The sequence below is a fragment of the Sinomonas terricola genome (assembly GCF_034931225.1).
Classification (GTDB): Bacteria; Actinomycetota; Actinomycetes; order Actinomycetales; family Micrococcaceae; genus Sinomonas; species Sinomonas terricola.
In genome coordinates this window covers 43,346-58,741 of sequence record NZ_JAYGGQ010000005.1, presented here as the reverse complement: position 1 = coordinate 58,741, position 15,396 = coordinate 43,346, and the positions used below count along the sequence as shown (strand labels likewise).

The window sequence follows — 15,396 nt, the reverse complement described above, 5'->3', positions numbered from 1 at the left end:
AAGACCTTCTACGAGATCCGGGAGGGCGGAGCCTGGTGGACGGGCCGGCCGCAGTGTTGGAGTCGCGGTCCATGCGCCCGCAGAACAGCCCGGCCAGGCTCTCGGACAACCTGAGGCAGCAGGCCGTCGGGGTGCGGGCCGCGCTCGAGCGCTCCGGGCTGGATCACGGGCCGATCAGCGTGCACGAGAAGATGTGCTCCCTGGGCATGACCCCGGTCCCCTCGCCGGCCTCTCTGGCACGGATCTTCCGCGAGGCGGGGTCGCCCGGGCGGAGCCGAAGAAGAAGCCCCGGGCTGCGTTCCGCCGGTTCGTGTATCCGGCGCCGAACGCGTGCTGGCAGCCGGACGCGACCGACCAGCTGGTCGCATACGTCACCTCCTTGGGAGGTGGAGCCGATCACGGGCAAGCCCTACAAGCCGACCACCCAGAGCAAGAACGAGCGGTTCCGCCAGACCCTGTTCCGCTGGCTGGACAGGCAGCTGCTCGCCGAGACGATCGCCCAGCTCCAGGAACAGGTCGATGCGTTCGATCTCATCTACAACACCCAGCGCCCACATCAGGGCCTACCCGGCAGGACCACGCCCCTTGCAAGCCTGGGAGGCGACCCCGAAGGCCGAACCGCCCAGGCCGAAGCACGCACCGGTCCGGCCCACGATCCCGACGCCCGAGCCCGCACCGGAAACACGGATCCGCCCGGGAGTGGAAGGCTCCGCTACCCGCGCCGTGCCCGCCAACGGCGGCATCACGATCCGCGGCGTGAAGGTCCAGATCGGCAGCGCCATGACCGGCCAGAACGTCCACATCCTCTGGAACATGAGACATCACATCCGTCCTCCCCACTTCTTGTTCCGACCTCCCCCACTTCTCCGGACGACGGCGGGGGCGCGTTCCGCGGAAATCCGGGCCTTCCGGGGACGCGGAGGAGCGGACTGGACGCAAAAAGTTGGGGAGGACGGCGGGAAAGTTGGGGAGGACGGCGCGAACCTTGGGGAGGAGGGAAGTGGCGGAGAAGGCCCGCCCTACGCCCCCAGCCCGGGAAGCCCTGGAAGCCCGGGAAGCCCGGGAAGCCCCCGCAGGATATCCCCGGCCTCGGCCTGCGTGGCCTCGAGGTTGGCGCCTGCGACGGCCTCGAAGATCTCCTCGCGTTTGATCGCGAGGTGGCGCGGGGCGTCGATGCCAATCCGAATGCCCTCGTTTCCCCTGCTCTCGAGGAACGTGATCACGATGTCGTCCCCGATCATGATCTTCTCGCCGGGCTTGCGTGTGAGAACGAGCATGGCTTTCCTTCCGTGGAGCGCTGTCAGAGCACCGTCCGTGGTGCAGCGTGGCCGTCGACCCAGCCTATGGGGATCCCGAGGCCATTCACGGTATACGCCGTGCGGGTTTCGCGCGCCCCGACGACGGCGAGCGCGTCGACCGGGAGCAGTTCGGCGACGGCGTCGACCCAGTCCGCCGTCTCGTCCGGCTTGTGGCGCGCGTCGACGGCGAGCCAGACCTGGTCGGCGTGGAGCGCGTAGGCCGCCCGGAGCTGCGGCTCGATGGGCTCAAGCGGATCCAGTGCCGCGACCGCGAGCACCGCCCTTCCGTCCTCGACGGCTCGGGCGCGGGCGGCGTTGGCCCCGCGGGCCCCGGCGAGGGCCGGCCAGTCGGCGCCCGCACCCGGTCCGACGGCCGCGAGCTCCCACCGGGACGCGCTGTCCGCCATCGAGCGGGCCGCGTCGTACGCCGCGGGGCGTGGGCCGAGGACGAGCACGAGATCCCCGGGCTCGCCGAGGAGGGCCGGAACAGGCTCGTCGTCCGCCGCCGTGTCCTCGCGCAGCCGGGCGAGGACGACGTCGAAGATCTCCGACTGCGTCGACACAGAGGGCGGGGCGTGGGTCGCCTCGGGCGGCTCGTCCTGGAACTCGTCCTCGACGCGCTCGGCCTCATCGAGGAGCGCGGCAATCCCGCCGCGCGCTGCGGGGAGGGTATGCGGGGTGAACGACGGCGGCGCCTCGGCGTGGTCGGGCACGAGCACCATGGCCTCGACGTGACGACGGCCGAGGAATCCGCCGAGCCCCTGGTCGAGCACCCGCTCGGCGCTCACGATCCGCGCCGTCGGCCCGTACAGCTCGCACGCCCGCCGGGTCACGGCCTCAAGCGTGCCGCCGCTAAGCCGGTACTGCTGTGCCAAGGCGCACCACCCCGATCGTCTCGATGTTCACGGTCGTGGACGTGACCTCGGCGTACGAGAGCACGGGCACCCCCGACGGCGGGAGCGGAACGAGCTTCCGGATGGCTGGCCGCAGCACCGGCGCGCAGACGAGCACGGGGCTCTTCCCAGCTGATTCGGCCGCGGCCACGGCGGAGCTGAGGGACGTCATGATGGCGTCGAGCTTGGACTGCTCCATGACGAGCTGTGTCCCGCCCTCGGCCGGGCGGAGGTCTTGAACGAGGCTCTGCTCGAGGCCCGGCTCGATCGTGATGACCGTGAGCCGCTCCCCGTCCATGAGGCGCCCCACGAGCGCAGGGCCGAGCGCGAGGCGGGCCGCTTCGATGAGCCCCTCGGGGTCGGTCGAGGCCTTCGCACGGAGCGTGAGCGACTCGTAGATCCGCGTGAGGTCGTTGATCGGCACGTGCTCGGCGAGGAGCCCCTGGAGCACGCGATGGATCTCGGCGAGGGAGAGCAGGCCGGGCGTGAGCTCGTCGACGGCCGCCGGGCTCGCGGCCTTGACCCCTTCCGTCAGGACCCGCACGTCCTCGCGCGAGAGCAGGCGCGCGGCGCTCGAGGTCACGATCGAGGACAGATGAGTGACGAGCACGCTCACGCGATCGATCACCGTGGCCCCCGTCATCTCGGCGCTGTGCCGCATCTCGGCGGGAATCCACTTCCCCGCGAGCCCGAAGACAGGTTCGACGACGGCGACCCCCGGCAGCGCGTCGAGGAAGTCGCCGAGCGCGAGGAGCTTGCCCGACGGCGCCGCGCCCCTGGCCGCTTCGACGCCGGCGATGCGGATCGCATAGGTCGACGGCGGGAGTTCCACGGAGTCACGGGTACGCACCGGCGGGATGACGACGCCGAGGTCCATCGCGACCTTCTGCCGGAGCGACTTGACGCGCGCGAGCAGATCGTCCGTTGAACCGCCCACGAGGTCGACGAGGTCGGGCGCCAAGAGGATTTCAAGGGGATGCACGCGCATCTCCTCCATGAGCCGCTGGTTGGGGTCCTCGGCACTTTGCGTCGCGGCTGCCGCAGAGCTGGCGGCAGCATCGCCGTCGTGCGCGGGCCGAATGCGGCGGGACGCGACGATCAGCGCGCCGCCGACGCCAAGGAACGGCAGCGGGGGCATGCCCGGGATGAGCGCCATGACGACGGCGGCGATCCCCGCGATGAGCAGCGCCGTGCGGGACTGCGAGAGCTGGGAGGACGCGGCCTGCCCGAGGTCCGCCTCGGCATTGGAGCGAGTGACGATCATGCCCGTCGAGACGGCCATGAGCAGGGCGGGGATCTGGGAGACGAGGCCGTCCCCCATCGTGAGGAGCGAGTAGGTGTTGAGGGCGTCGGTGATCGAGAGTCCGCGCTGCGCCATCCCGACGCCGAGGCCGCCCACGATGTTCACGATGATGATGACGATGCCCGCAATGGCATCGCCCTTGACGAACTTCGACGCGCCGTCCATCGCGCCGTAGAAGTCTGCCTCGGCGGAGACCTCGGCCCGCCGCTGCCGCGCGACGACGTCCGTGATGAGGCCCGCGTTGAGGTCCGCGTCGATCGCCATCTGCTTGCCGGGCATCGCGTCGAGCGTGAAACGCGCCCCGACCTCGGCCACGCGCTCGGCGCCCTTCGTGACCACGACGAACTGGATCACCACGAGGATCACGAACACGACTGCGCCGATGATCATCGATCCGCCCACCGTGACCTTGCCGAACGCGTCGATGACCTGGCCGGCGTAGCCCTGCCCGAGGACGAGTCGGGTCGAGGCGACGTTGAGGCCGAGCCGGAAGAGCGTCGCGACGAGGAGGAGCGAGGGGAAGACCGAGAAGTCGAGCGGCTTCTTCACGAACATGCTCGTCAGGAGGATCACGAGCGCGAGCAGGATGTTGCACACGATGAGCACGTCGAGGATTGGCGCGGGCACCGGCACGACGAGCAGGAGCACGATGCCGACGATCCCGACGGGGACGGCGAGGCGCGCGAGGTTTCGGTTCATGCGTGGGCTCCTCTCGGGCGGACGGGCGGGCGGCGGGGCGGGATGGGCGGGTGAGAGAGGGTGTGCAGGCCCGCCGCGGCGCCGCGGGCCCTGAGCGCCATGACGAACGCGAGGACGCCCGCGACGGCGGTGTAGAACTCGACCGGAATCTCCTGGCCGATCTCGCACGCGGCATGCAGGGCCCGGGCGAGCGGGACGTCGCGGACCATCGGCACGCGCTCCTTCTCGGCCTCCTCGCGGATGCGCGCCGCAACCACGCCGGCCCCCTTCGCGACGACGCGCGGCGCCGACTTCCCCGGCTCGTACGTGAGCGCGACGGCGATGTGGGTCGGGTTGACGAGCACGACGTCGGCCCCCGCGATCGCGGCGATCATCCGGTTGCGGGACATCGCGAGCTGGCGCGAACGTCGCTGGGCGCGGATGAGCGGATCGCCGTCCGAGCTCTTGGACTCGTCCTTGAGCTCACGCTTCGTCATGCGGGTCTTCGTGCGGTTGCGGCGCAGAACCACGAACACGTCCGCCCCGGCGAGCACGAGCCCCGCGGCGACGGCGAAGCGGATGAGCGAGGCCGCGCCGTCGCCCGCCGCCGCGAGCACCCCGGCGAGGGGCAGGGCGCCAGCAGAGAGGAGCACCGGCATGAGCCCCTGCGCGACGCCCCACAGCACGAGCCCGACGACGGCGGTCTTCGCGAGCGCCTTGAGCCCGCCCCACAGCGCCTGGACGCCGAACATCCGCGTGAAGCCCGCGACGAGGTTGAAATGCTCGAACGACGGCGCGAAGCGGCGCGCGTGCACGCCGCCCTGCGCTGCCGAGCCGACAAACACGGTGAGGAAGACGACGGCGGCGAGCGGCCCGAGCGTCGCCGCGATCGACGCGCCGCCCTCCGCGAGCGCCGCGAGGGCCATCCCGGGGTCGGGGTTAGCGGCGGCCGACCGCACGCCGAAGAGCTGCGCGGCGCCCGCGTTCGAGGCCGCCGTGATCGTCGAGGGGAGCATGAGGGCGCCCGCCCCGACGGCGAGCCACGCCGTGAGGTCCTGCGAGCGCGAGAGCTGCCCCTTCGACCGCACCTCGCGGAGGCGCTTCTCCGTGGCCTTCTCGGTGCGCTCCTGGGTCTCGCTCATCCGCTCACCCCCAGAAGGGAGCTCACGGCCTGCTGCGCGAGGGAGGCGACGACGCGCGGAAGGGCGAGGAAGAGGATCCCTGCGAGCGTGAGCGTGATGAGGACCTTGAGCGGGAAGCTGAGCTGGAAGGCGTTGAGCGCGGGGGCGACCCTGGTGAGGAGGCCGAGGCCGAGGTCGGCGAGGAAGAGGACGACCATGAGCGGCCCCGCGATCTGGAGGGCATCGACGACGAGGCCGCCCACCGCCGTCGTCATCGCCTGGACGGGGTGGGCGAGGTCGAGGCCCCCCGCGAGCGGAAGCGCGCCGAACGTGCCCGCGAGCCCGCTGATGACGAGCTGGTAGCCGTCCGACGAGAGGAGCAGCGCGAGGGCGGCCATCTGGGTCAGCCGGGTGAACTGGGCGCCGTTGACCATGTTCATCGGGTCGTAGCCCTGGGCGAGCTGGAATCCGCCCGAGAGGTCGAGCAGGGACCCCGCGGACTGGACGGCCGCGAACACGAGGTACACGAGGAAGCCGAGCGCGAGCCCCGTGACGAGCTCGAGAACAAGGCCCGTGAAGAACCCCGCCGTGTCCCGCGGCCCGTACCCGGCGCCTGCGCGGCCCGCGACGGCGAGGCCCAGGCCGATACCGAGCATCGCCTTGATGCGGGCCGGGAACGCGTTGTGGGCGAACGGCGGGGCGATGAACAGGAAGGTCGTGACGCGGACGGCCGCGAGGATGACGGCTTCGATGAAGGCTTGGTCAATCGGGATGTTGAAAGCCGGGATGTTCATCGCACCCTCACGAACCGTTCAGGAGCGACGGGATGCGGGCAAAGAGGTCGTTCGTGAAGCCGACCATCTCGGAGATCATCCAGTTCCCGCACACGACGAGCGCGATCGCGACTGCGACGGCCTTCGGCACGAAGGAGAGCGTGGCTTCCTGGAGCTGGGTGACGGACTGGACGAGCGAAATCGCGAGCCCCACCACGAGGCTCGTGACGAGGACCGGCGCCGAGAGCTTCGCGGCGGCGATGAGCGCCTGGAGGCAGATGTCGAGGACGGCGGACGAGTTCACGCTAGCCTCCCCGATAGCTCTGGATGAGGGACGTGATGACGAGGTCCCAGCCGTCCACGAGGACGAACAGGAGGATCTTGAACGGGAGCGAGATCATGACGGGCGGGAGCATCATCATGCCCATCGACATGAGCGCCGCGGAGACGACGAGGTCGATGATGAGGAACGGCACGAAGACGACGAAGCCGATGATGAACGCCGCCCGGAGCTCCGACACCATGAACGCGGGGATGAGCGTCTGAAGCGGCGTTGCCTCTGGCGTCGCGGGGTTCGGGAGGGCCGCCGCGCGCAGCATGAGCGCGATGTCCTCCTGCCGCGTGTGCGCGAGCATGAACTTCGAGAGCGGGCCTGTGGCGGCGCTGAACGCGCCCCCGAAGTCGAGGTGCCCGTTGAGGTACGGCTGGACGGCGCCGTTGTTGATGTCGTTCACGACCGGCCACATGATGAACAGCGAGAGGAACAGCGCGAGCCCCGCGATCACCTGGTTCGGCGGGACGTTCTGCAGCCCGAGCGCGTTCCGCGTCATCGCGAGCACGACGAACACCTTCGTGAAGGACGTCATCATGAGCAGGAGCGCGGGCGCGACCGAGAGCAGCGTGATGCCGATCAGGGTCACGACGGCAGCCGAGGGACCGTTGTCCGGCGCGTTGAGCTGGATGCTCAGCGGCCCGTTGGTCGGCGCGGGGGCGGGCGACGGCGTCGCGGGGCCCGCGGGGAGTGACGGCCCTCCGGGGGCGGCGTGGCTCGCGGCCGCGGCGAGCAGCCCGAGCATGCACGCAGCCGCGAGGGCGAGAAGGACGACGACGGCGATCCGCACCCCTGCGTGCGCGGCGCGGGGGCGGGCCCCGGCCAGGCTCACGGCCGGGTCACCTCCGCCGACCGGTCCGCAGGGCGTCAGCGGCCTGCCGCCACGTGCCGAGGTCGAGGATCGAGCCCGCGAGCTCGCGGTCGAACGCCGCGGCGCGACGCGCGGCCCGCCGGGTCTCCGGTCCCGGGAACACCGCGGGCAACCCCGACTCATGGTCGGGCGCGCCGACCGCCCTCGCCAGCGGAAGCACCGCCGTCGTCCGCTCGTCACCCGTTTCCCGTGCGGCGCTGTGCCGGGCCCCCGCCTCGGCCGTGTGCAGGACGCTGATCCCGTGCTCCGTCACGCCGAGGAGGAAGCGGCGGCCGTCCGTCTCGACGAGCACGACCGACGCCTTCGCCCCGACGGCCTGGCGGGACACGACGGCGAGCGCCTTCGCGCGCGCGGGCGCCGCGCCACGCCGGAGGCGGCGGTGCAGGAGCCACATGAGACCGAGCACCGCCGCGAGGGAGACGAGGACCCGCAGGCCCAAGATGAGCGAGTCCATTCAGCGTGGCGCCTCGGCGACATCGAGGATGCGGGTGATGCGCACGCCGTAGTCCTGGTCCACGACGACGACCTCGCCCAGAGCGATCTTCCGCCCGTTGAGCAGAACGTCGACCGGGGCGCCGGCTGAGCGGTCGAGCTCGATGACCTTGCCCGGCTCCATCGAGAGCGCATCGCGGACGCTCATGCGCGTGCGGCCGATCTCGACCGTGAGCGCCATCTCGACGTCGTGGATGCGGCCCAGGCGGCCGATGAACGCGCTCGGCGTGACGGGAGCACCCGCGTCCTCCCGGATCCGCACGGCAAACCAGCCGAACGGTGCGGCGCCGTCGGAGATCTCGAACACGGCGGAGTCGGGATCGGCGAGGACGCCCGCCGCATCGCCGTCGGTCAAGTCGGAGAGGACGCCGTCGCGGAGCGCCTCCGCGGCGCGCTCGAACGCGGGCCGCAGCACCGCCGTCGCCCTCGCCTCCGGGCTGCCGCCCGCCTCGGCGGCGAAGCCCGCGTCGGCGAGCGCGAGCGCGAAGTCGGCCGTGAGCGCGCCGACGAAGGACGCCGAGACGATCGCCGCGCCCTCGGGCACAGCCCCGGCGCCGACGGCCCCCGTGACGGCGAGGCCCGGGACCGGGAGGGACGCCGCGAGGCGATCGGCGGCGGACGCGTGGAGGGCCAGGTTGCTCACGGGTGGGTCTCCTCGGTGGGGTTCGGGGTGGTCGCGACGATCCGGGCGGCGACGCGGGAGCCCTTGCGCACGGCCATGGCCTGCGCGAGGTTCTTGCCCCCCACGGAGACGTCGAACGGCTCGTGCTCCGCGTGCGGGAGGAACAGCGTGTCCCCGACGGCGAGGTTGAGGATCTGGGCGGGGGTCACCGCGGCGGGTGCGAGCCGCACGACGACGTCGAGCGGCACCTCGCCGAGCTGTTCCCGCATGAGCTCGGCCGCGTTCGCGCTGCTCGCCATGGGGTTGACGGCGCCGAGCTGCGGCAGCAGGGCGTCAGCGGGGATCGCGAGCGTCGCGTCGGAGGCCGAGTCCCCGACGCGGACCGTGAACGCGACCACGATCATGAGGTCCGTCGTCGCGGCGGCCTGCGCGAACTGGGAGTTGTACTGGATTGCCTCGACGCGGGCGTTGCCCTCGAGGAGGCCGCCGAGGGAATAGGAAAGGTCTTCGAGGGCTTCGTCCATGAGGCTCTTGATGAGCGCATGCTCGAGCGGCGTGAACTTGCGGTCGAGACCCGCTTTGTCGCCGTGGCCCCCGAGCATGCGGGCGACCCAGCCGAGCGCGGACGCCGTCGGGAACTGGATGACCATCTTGCCCGAACTGGCCGGGATCCGGTCCGCGACGCACAGGACCATCGCGGTGGTCGAGGGGAGGGAGGAGACGTATTCGTCGTAGGTCTGCATGACGACCGACTCCGTGGTGACCGTGGACTTCACACGCACCTTCGCGGTGAGCTGCGTGCCCCATTGGCGCGCGAACGTCTCGAAGCCGACCTCGAGGATGCGGCTGTGCTCGCGCGCGAGGGTCGTCGGGCGCCTGAAATCGTAGGCCTCGACGGTCTTCGGGGCGGGAACTTCGAGGTCCTGCACGGTCACGGACGCAACTATCGGCAGGCGTGGGTTCCGCGTTAGGCGAGAAGTGGCCACCCGTCAGGCGAGAAGTGGCCACCCGTCCGCCCCTAACGCGTGGCCAGATCTCGCTCCACGCGTGGCCAGATCTCGCTACTTCCCCGCCACGCGGGCCTTGAGCGCCTCCGGGATGAGCGCGCGCACCGTTTCGGGCTGGTCAGAGAGGACGACGACGTCGACGCGCCGGTTCTGCTCGTGCTCGGCCTCGGTCTGGTCCGGGTTCGCGGGGCGCGCGGCGCCGAACCCCGTCGCGCCGATGCGCGTCCCGGGGAGGCCGTCGCGTTCGACCATGTACCGGAGGACCTTCGTCGCCCGCTCCGACGAGAGCTCCCACACCGACGGGTAGGCCGTGATGAGGTTCGCGGCATGCCCCTCGACCGACACCTCGAGGGGCGTCGGCACGATGACGGGGGTGACGGCGTCGAGGACCTGATCCGCGCGCAAGGTGAGGCTCGACTGGTCCGGCTCGAAGAAGGTCTGCGAGCCCACGAGCTTGACCGTGAGGCCGCGCTGGTCGATCTGGAACTGGACGTCCTGCGCGAGGCCCTCGGCCGTGAGCTTCGCGTTCATCTGGTTCATGAGCGCCGTGAGCCTATCCACCTCCTTGAGCGCGAGGTCGAGGTTCGTGAAGCCCTCAGTGTCCCGCTTGGCCTTGTCGGGCGGAACAACCGTGCCGGAAGCCGTATCGATCTTGTCCGTGACGGTCGTCCCGAAGCCCGTCGCGAGGGAATTGCGGAGCTTTTCGAACTTGTTCTGGTCGACCGCGGACATCGCGAAGAGCACCACGAACAGGCAGAACAGCACCGTGATCATGTCCATGTAGGAGACGGCCCAGCGCTCGTCGACGTGGAACGCCTCGGGCTTCTTGAGGGGCCTGCGGCGGCGCCGGCTCACGCTCTCCCCCTCGCGCTTCTCCTCATGCGGCGGCCCGCACCTTCTCCTTCGCGTCCGCCTTCCCTTGGCCCTTGAAGTGGTGGTCGGGGACCATCGCGCGGAGACGGTCGGCCAGGAGCATGGGCTGCGCACCCTCCTGCACGGCGAGGACCCCCTCCATGACGAGCGTCATCCGCTCGACCTCGAGCTCCGAGAGGCGGGCGATGCGGGACGAGAACGGGTGCCAGATGAAGTTCGCGGAGAGGAGGCCCCACAGCGTCGCGACGAACGCGCTCGCGATCATGGGCCCGAGCTTGCCGGGGTCGGAGAGGTTCTCGAGCACATGCGTGAGGGAGACGACCGTGCCGATGATGCCGATCGTCGGGGCGTAGCCGCCGAGCGCCGCGAAGAACTTTGAGTTCGCGTGGTCCGCCCGGGCCTTCGTGCCGATCTCGTCCTCCATCATGGTCCGCAGCTCGTCAGCGTCGGTACCGTCGGCGACGTTCTGCAGCGCGCGGGCGAGGAACGGATCCTTCGTGTCGATGGCCTCGGATTCGAGAGCAAGAAGGCCCTCCGCACGAGCCTTCTCAGCGAGGGAGATGATCTTGTCGATGCTCTCCTGCGGCCTGGGGGGCTTGCCGAGCAGGGCCTTGGGGATGGCCTTGAACGCCTGGACCGTGTCCTTGAGCGTGTTCCCCGCCAGGCCGACGGCGAGCGTCGCGCCGAACACGAGGATCATCGGCGGCGGCAGGAGCAGCGCCGAGACACTCGCGCCCTCCATCGTCACAATCGCGATGACCGAGCCGAACGCGAGGACGAGGCCGATGATGACCGAGGGATCCACGAGCTGTCCTCCTAGCGCTGCGCCGGCCGCAGGGGCGTGGCACCCGGGCGGGCACCGCCGTCGTCGTCTGCTGGGCTGCGGACCACGCTGAGCCGCTGCCCCTCCGCGGCCGGGAGCCCGCGCGCCGTCGCGAGCACGTGCGCGCGGTACCCCGCGATGAGCTCGATGACCTCGGCGAGAGTCTCCCGCACCACGTACGTGCTGCCCTCGATCATCACGAGCGTCGTGTCAGGGTTCTCCTGGATGCGTTCGATGAGATCCGGGTTGACCGCGAAGCGGGACCCGTTGAGGCGGGTGACGACGATCATGGAACCGTTTCTGGTCGAGGGCTCGCCCGGCGAGGACGCAGCGGATGCTGTCCCTCGCCACTATCGGCGGGCGGGCCGGGCCCGTTAGATGTTGGCCGCCTGCTTCCCTGTTCGCTCTTCCCTGTTACGACCTCCCTGTCCCTGCCGGGAGACGCCCAATACAGTGGGGGCCATGGCGGATGGAACCGAGCTGCTCCTCGACCTTGCGCGGCGTCATCGTGTCGCGACCTCGTTCTACGGCTGGGACGGCGTCGAACGCCCGGTCTCGACAGAAACGCTCCGAAGGGTCCTGACGGCCCTCGGCGTCCCGGCGGACAGCCCCGAAGACCTCGAACGGGGCCTCCGGGACGCCGAGATCGGACCGTGGCGGCGGCTCCTGCCACCGATCGTCGTGCAGCGCGAAGGCCGGGAGTGCGCGGTGCGCGTCCACGTACCGCACGGAAGCGGCGTCCGGGTGTGGATCACCGCCGAGGACGGGAGCCTGCACGACGTCACGCAGGAAGAGGACTGGGAGCCGCCCCGCACGGTCGACGGCGTCCTCACCGGCCGCGCGAGCTTCGCCCTCCCCCGCGACCTCCCGCTCGGCTGGCACACGCTCCACGCCGACACCGAGGGCCGCGTGGCCGACTGCCCGCTCGTCGTCACCCCGACGCGCCTCCACACGACCGAACGCCTCCTGGGCAGCCGCCGCTGGGGCATCATGGCGCAGCTGTATTCGGTGCGTTCATCGCGTTCGTGGGGCATCGGGGACTTCGCCGATCTCGCTGACCTCGCCGCGATTTCCGGGGCCGAGGGCGCGAGCTTCGTCCTCGTCAACCCACTCCACGCGGCCGAGCCAACCCCGCCCATCGAGGACTCGCCCTACCTCCCCACAACGCGCCGGTTCTTCAATCCGCTGTACCTCCGCGTCGAGGAGATCGCCGAGTACGGCTACCTCGGGCAGACCGCGCGCGCCCAGGTCGAAGAGCTCGCCCAGCAGCTGCAGCCCGCGAACCGCTCCGCGGGCCTCCTGGAGCGGAACGCGAGCTTCGCCGCGAAGCTGGCCGCCCTCGAGCTCATCTCCCGCGTGCCGCGGAGCCCCTCCCGTGAGCTCCAGTTCCGGCAGTTCTGCGCCGAGCACGGATCCGGGCTCGACGACTTCGCCCTGTGGTGCGCCGTCGCGGAGAAGCTGCCGCCCGGCGCGGACGAGTGGTCCGAGGCGAGCGATCCCTCCCGCGCAGACCATTACCGCGACGCGCTGGCCGAGCGCATCGAATTCCACCGCTGGCTCCAGTGGATCTGCGACGAGCAGCTCGAAGCGGCCCAGCGTGCCGCGACGCGCTCGGGCATGGAGATCGGCGTCGTGCATGACCTCGCCGTCGGCGTCGAGCGGCACGGGGCCGATGCCTGGATGCTCTCGGACGTCCTCGCGCGCGGCGTCACGGTCGGGGCGCCGCCGGACATGTTCAACCAGCAGGGCCAGAACTGGAGCCAGCCGCCGTGGCACCCCGGCCGCCTCGAGGCCTCGGGCTACGCGGCCTTCCGCGACATGCTGCGCACGATCCTCCGGCACGCCGGCGGCATCCGCGTGGACCACGTGCTCGGCCTCTTCCGCCTGTGGTGGATCCCCGAGGGCGCGGGGCCCGAAGAGGGCACGTACGTCTACTACGACCACGAGGCCCTCGTCGGCATCCTCGCGCTCGAGGCGCAGCGCGCGGACGCGATCGTGATCGGCGAGGACCTCGGCGTCTTCGAGCCCTGGGTGCGCGACTACCTGTCCGAGCGCGGCATCTTCGGCACCTCGATCCTGTGGTTCGAGCACGACGGCGGCGCTCCCCTGGCGCCCGAACGGTATCGGCAGCAGTGCCTCACGAGCGTCAACACGCACGATCTCCCGCCTACCGCCGGCTACCTCGCGGGCGAGCACGTGAGCCTGCGGCAATCGCTCGGGCTCCTGCGCAGGCCGGTCGAGGAGGAGCTCGCGGCGGACGCGGCCGAGCAGGAGGCCGTCCTCGAGCGCGTCCGGGAGCGGGGCCTGCTGCCCTGGCTGGACGGCGGCCCTGGCGTCGACGGCGTCGACGACGACGGGCTCAACCGCCGTCGTTCGCCCGAGGAAGTCCAGCGGGTCGTCGAGGCGCTGTACGCGTTCACGGCGCTCACGCCGTCGTCCTTGCTCGGCGTCGCGCTCGTCGACGCGGTCGGCGAGGTTCGCACGCAGAATCAGCCCGGGACCCATCTCGAGTATCCCAATTGGCGGATCCCGCTCGCGGGGCCGGATGGCCGCGCCGTCCTGCTGGACGACCTGGCGGCCCACGCCCGCTTCACCTCGCTCGCGGCGACGGTGCGGGAGGCGCTGGGAGGCTAGGGGCGCTGCGGCCCCAACCTACGCGCCGACCTCCCCAGCTTGTGCGCCAACCTCCCCACCTCTTGAGGGGGCGACGGCGCGACACACTGGGGCGTGCTAGCAACACGCCGCGAGTTGAGCCTTGAAGTTGGGGAGTTCAGAGGAAAGCCTGGGGAGATCAGCGCTGTGCGGACCCCCGCCCTGCCGCGTGCGCCCGGGCCGCCTCGACGAGCCCCTTGAACAGCCCCGGATCGTCCGCGGTCTCGGGGTGCCACTGGACGCCGACGGCGAAGCGGTCGCCGAGGGCCTCCATCGCCTGCAGGACCCCGTCGCCGTCGCGCGCTGTCGCGACGTACGCGGGGTGGGTCGCGACGGCCTGGTGATGGTGGCACGGCGCGAGCACCGCCCCGCCGACAAGCTCCGAGATGCGATGACCCGGCCCCACCGAGACGGGCACGGTCGAATACTCGCTGTCGCCGCCCGCGTGCCGGGCATGCCCGACGACGTCGGGCAGGTGCTGCACGAGCGTCCCCCCGGCGGCGACGGCCATGAGCTGCATCCCGCGGCAGATCCCCAGGACGGGCAGCTCCCGTGCGTCGGCCGCGGCGAGGAGCCACAGCTCGGAGGCGTCGCGCTCGTCGTACCACGCCGCGACGCTCTCGTGCGGCGCCTGTCCGTAGCGGGCCGGGTTGACATCCGCGCCTCCCGCGAGGAGCAGCCCGTCGAGGCGGGCGACGGCGGCCGCCGCACCCTCCGCCGTCGCGAGCGCCGGCAAGAGCACGGGGATGCCGCCCGCCCTCTCGACGGAGCGCGCGTAGTCGGAGGGAAGCAGATCGGCCTCGACCCGCCGCCAGGTCGACCAGTCGGCCGCCTGGCGGTAGGTCGTGAGGCCGATGACGGGGGCGTCACTCAAAGTCGGACTCCAGCGGGGTCACGTAGGCGTTGGAGAGGCCGCCGTCCACGAGGAAGTCCGTGGCCGTGATGAAGCTCGATTCGTCGCTGCCGAGGAACGCGACCGCGTTCGCGATCTCCTCGGGCTCGGCGAAGCGGCCCATGGGCACGTGCACGAGGCGGCGCGCGGCGCGCTCGGGGTCCTTCGCGAAGAGCTCCTGCAGGAGCGGCGTGTTGACCGGGCCGGGGCACAGCGAGTTGACGCGGATGCCCTTGCGAGCGAACTGCACGCCGAGCTCGCGCGTCATTGCGAGCACGCCGCCCTTCGAGGCGGTGTAGGAGATCTGCGACGTCGCCGCGCCCATGACGGCCACGAACGAGGCGGTGTTGATGATCGAACCGCTCCCCTGCTCGAGCATGTACGGCAGCACGGCCTTGCAGCACAGGTAGACGCTCGTGAGGTTGACGTTCTGGACGCGGTCCCACGCGTCGATGCCGGTTTTGAGGATCGAGTCGTCATCGGCGGGCGAGATGCCCGCGTTGTTGAACGCGATGTCGATGCGGCCGTACGTCTCCTTCGCGTGCGCGAACATCGCGGCGACGTCGTCCGCATCGGTGACGTCGGCCCGCACGAACGAGCCGTCCACCTCGTCCGCGATCTCCTTGCCGCGCACCTCGTCGAGGTCCGCGATGACCACCTTCGCGCCCTCCGCCGCGAACTTTCGGACCGTCGCGAGTCCGATTCCGCTGCAGCCGCCTGTGATGACGCCAACCTTGCCGTCGAGCTTTCCCATGTGTGTATGCCTT

At 71.0% G+C, this 15,396-nt stretch carries 16 protein-coding genes and 1 pseudogene; 2 read left to right on the top strand and 15 right to left on the bottom strand.

Annotated elements, in window-relative coordinates; genetic code table 11:
* Positions 1 to 71: 71 nt before the first annotated feature.
* Positions 72 to 518, top strand: a pseudogene (locus tag SPF06_RS08540) (hypothetical protein); the annotation flags it as partial.
* 501 nt (positions 519 to 1,019) lie between these two features.
* Here SPF06_RS08540 and SPF06_RS08535 read toward each other — a convergent pair.
* The 13 genes from SPF06_RS08535 to SPF06_RS08475 form a co-directional block, all read right to left on the bottom strand.
* Positions 1,020 to 1,277, bottom strand: coding sequence for a carbon storage regulator (locus tag SPF06_RS08535; RefSeq protein WP_323278614.1), 258 nt, complete (start codon positions 1,275 to 1,277; stop codon positions 1,020 to 1,022).
* A 23-nt stretch (positions 1,278 to 1,300) separates the two neighbouring features.
* Positions 1,301 to 2,173 (bottom strand): hypothetical protein, encoded by an 873-nt coding sequence (locus tag SPF06_RS08530; RefSeq protein ID WP_323278613.1) that lies wholly within the window; start codon positions 2,171 to 2,173, stop codon positions 1,301 to 1,303.
* On the bottom strand, positions 2,151 to 4,193 hold the full coding sequence (locus SPF06_RS08525; RefSeq protein ID WP_323278612.1) for a flagellar biosynthesis protein FlhA: 2,043 nt from the start codon (positions 4,191 to 4,193) through the stop codon (positions 2,151 to 2,153). The genes SPF06_RS08530 and SPF06_RS08525 overlap by 23 nt, the downstream gene beginning before the upstream one ends.
* Entirely contained in the window at positions 4,190 to 5,314 is a 1,125-nt protein-coding gene (locus tag SPF06_RS08520; RefSeq protein ID WP_323278611.1) for an EscU/YscU/HrcU family type III secretion system export apparatus switch protein, read from the bottom strand. Before SPF06_RS08520 ends, SPF06_RS08525 begins: the two co-directional genes overlap by 4 nt.
* The gene (locus SPF06_RS08515; RefSeq protein WP_323278610.1) at positions 5,311 to 6,087 is read right to left on the bottom strand and encodes a flagellar biosynthetic protein FliR; all 777 of its coding nucleotides are present in this window, start codon (positions 6,085 to 6,087) and stop codon (positions 5,311 to 5,313) included. Before SPF06_RS08515 ends, SPF06_RS08520 begins: the two co-directional genes overlap by 4 nt.
* A 7-nt stretch (positions 6,088 to 6,094) precedes the next feature.
* Complete coding sequence (fliQ, locus tag SPF06_RS08510) at positions 6,095 to 6,370, bottom strand: flagellar biosynthesis protein FliQ (protein ID WP_323278609.1); 276 nt, start codon at positions 6,368 to 6,370, stop codon at positions 6,095 to 6,097.
* A 1-nt stretch (position 6,371) separates the two neighbouring features.
* Positions 6,372 to 7,229: a flagellar type III secretion system pore protein FliP gene (gene fliP / locus SPF06_RS08505; protein ID WP_323278608.1), complete on the bottom strand. Its 858-nt coding sequence runs from the start codon at positions 7,227 to 7,229 to the stop codon at positions 6,372 to 6,374.
* 7 nt (positions 7,230 to 7,236) lie between these two features.
* Positions 7,237 to 7,722 carry a flagellar biosynthetic protein FliO gene (gene fliO, locus SPF06_RS08500; protein WP_323278607.1) on the bottom strand — a complete coding sequence of 162 codons (486 nt, stop codon included), beginning with the start codon at positions 7,720 to 7,722 and terminating at the stop codon, positions 7,237 to 7,239.
* A complete protein-coding gene (gene fliN, locus SPF06_RS08495; RefSeq protein WP_323278606.1) occupies positions 7,723 to 8,403 on the bottom strand; it encodes a flagellar motor switch protein FliN in 681 nt (226 codons plus the stop codon).
* The gene (locus SPF06_RS08490; protein WP_323278605.1) at positions 8,400 to 9,317 is read right to left on the bottom strand and encodes a flagellar motor switch protein FliM; all 918 of its coding nucleotides are present in this window, start codon (positions 9,315 to 9,317) and stop codon (positions 8,400 to 8,402) included. Before SPF06_RS08490 ends, fliN begins: the two co-directional genes overlap by 4 nt.
* A 126-nt stretch (positions 9,318 to 9,443) precedes the next feature.
* Positions 9,444 to 10,244, bottom strand: a complete 801-nt coding sequence (locus SPF06_RS08485) for an OmpA/MotB family protein (protein ID WP_323278604.1) — start codon at positions 10,242 to 10,244, stop codon at positions 9,444 to 9,446.
* A 22-nt stretch (positions 10,245 to 10,266) separates the two neighbouring features.
* The gene (locus tag SPF06_RS08480; RefSeq protein ID WP_323278603.1) at positions 10,267 to 11,067 is read right to left on the bottom strand and encodes a motility protein A; all 801 of its coding nucleotides are present in this window, start codon (positions 11,065 to 11,067) and stop codon (positions 10,267 to 10,269) included.
* Positions 11,068 to 11,078: 11 nt separating this feature from the next.
* Positions 11,079 to 11,375 carry a flagellar FlbD family protein gene (locus SPF06_RS08475; RefSeq protein ID WP_323278602.1) on the bottom strand — a complete coding sequence of 99 codons (297 nt, stop codon included), beginning with the start codon at positions 11,373 to 11,375 and terminating at the stop codon, positions 11,079 to 11,081.
* Positions 11,376 to 11,547: 172 nt separating this feature from the next.
* On the opposite strand from SPF06_RS08475, the gene malQ reads away from it, so the two are divergent.
* A complete protein-coding gene (malQ, locus tag SPF06_RS08470) occupies positions 11,548 to 13,719 on the top strand; it encodes a 4-alpha-glucanotransferase (RefSeq protein WP_323278601.1) in 2,172 nt (723 codons plus the stop codon).
* A gap of 157 nt (positions 13,720 to 13,876) precedes the next feature.
* Here malQ and SPF06_RS08465 read toward each other — a convergent pair whose 3' ends face one another.
* Positions 13,877 to 14,611: a gamma-glutamyl-gamma-aminobutyrate hydrolase family protein gene (locus tag SPF06_RS08465; RefSeq protein WP_323278600.1), complete on the bottom strand. Its 735-nt coding sequence runs from the start codon at positions 14,609 to 14,611 to the stop codon at positions 13,877 to 13,879.
* Complete coding sequence (locus SPF06_RS08460) at positions 14,604 to 15,383, bottom strand: 3-oxoacyl-ACP reductase (protein ID WP_323278599.1); 780 nt, start codon at positions 15,381 to 15,383, stop codon at positions 14,604 to 14,606. Before SPF06_RS08460 ends, SPF06_RS08465 begins: the two co-directional genes overlap by 8 nt.
* Between the last annotated feature and the right edge of the window lie 13 nt (positions 15,384 to 15,396).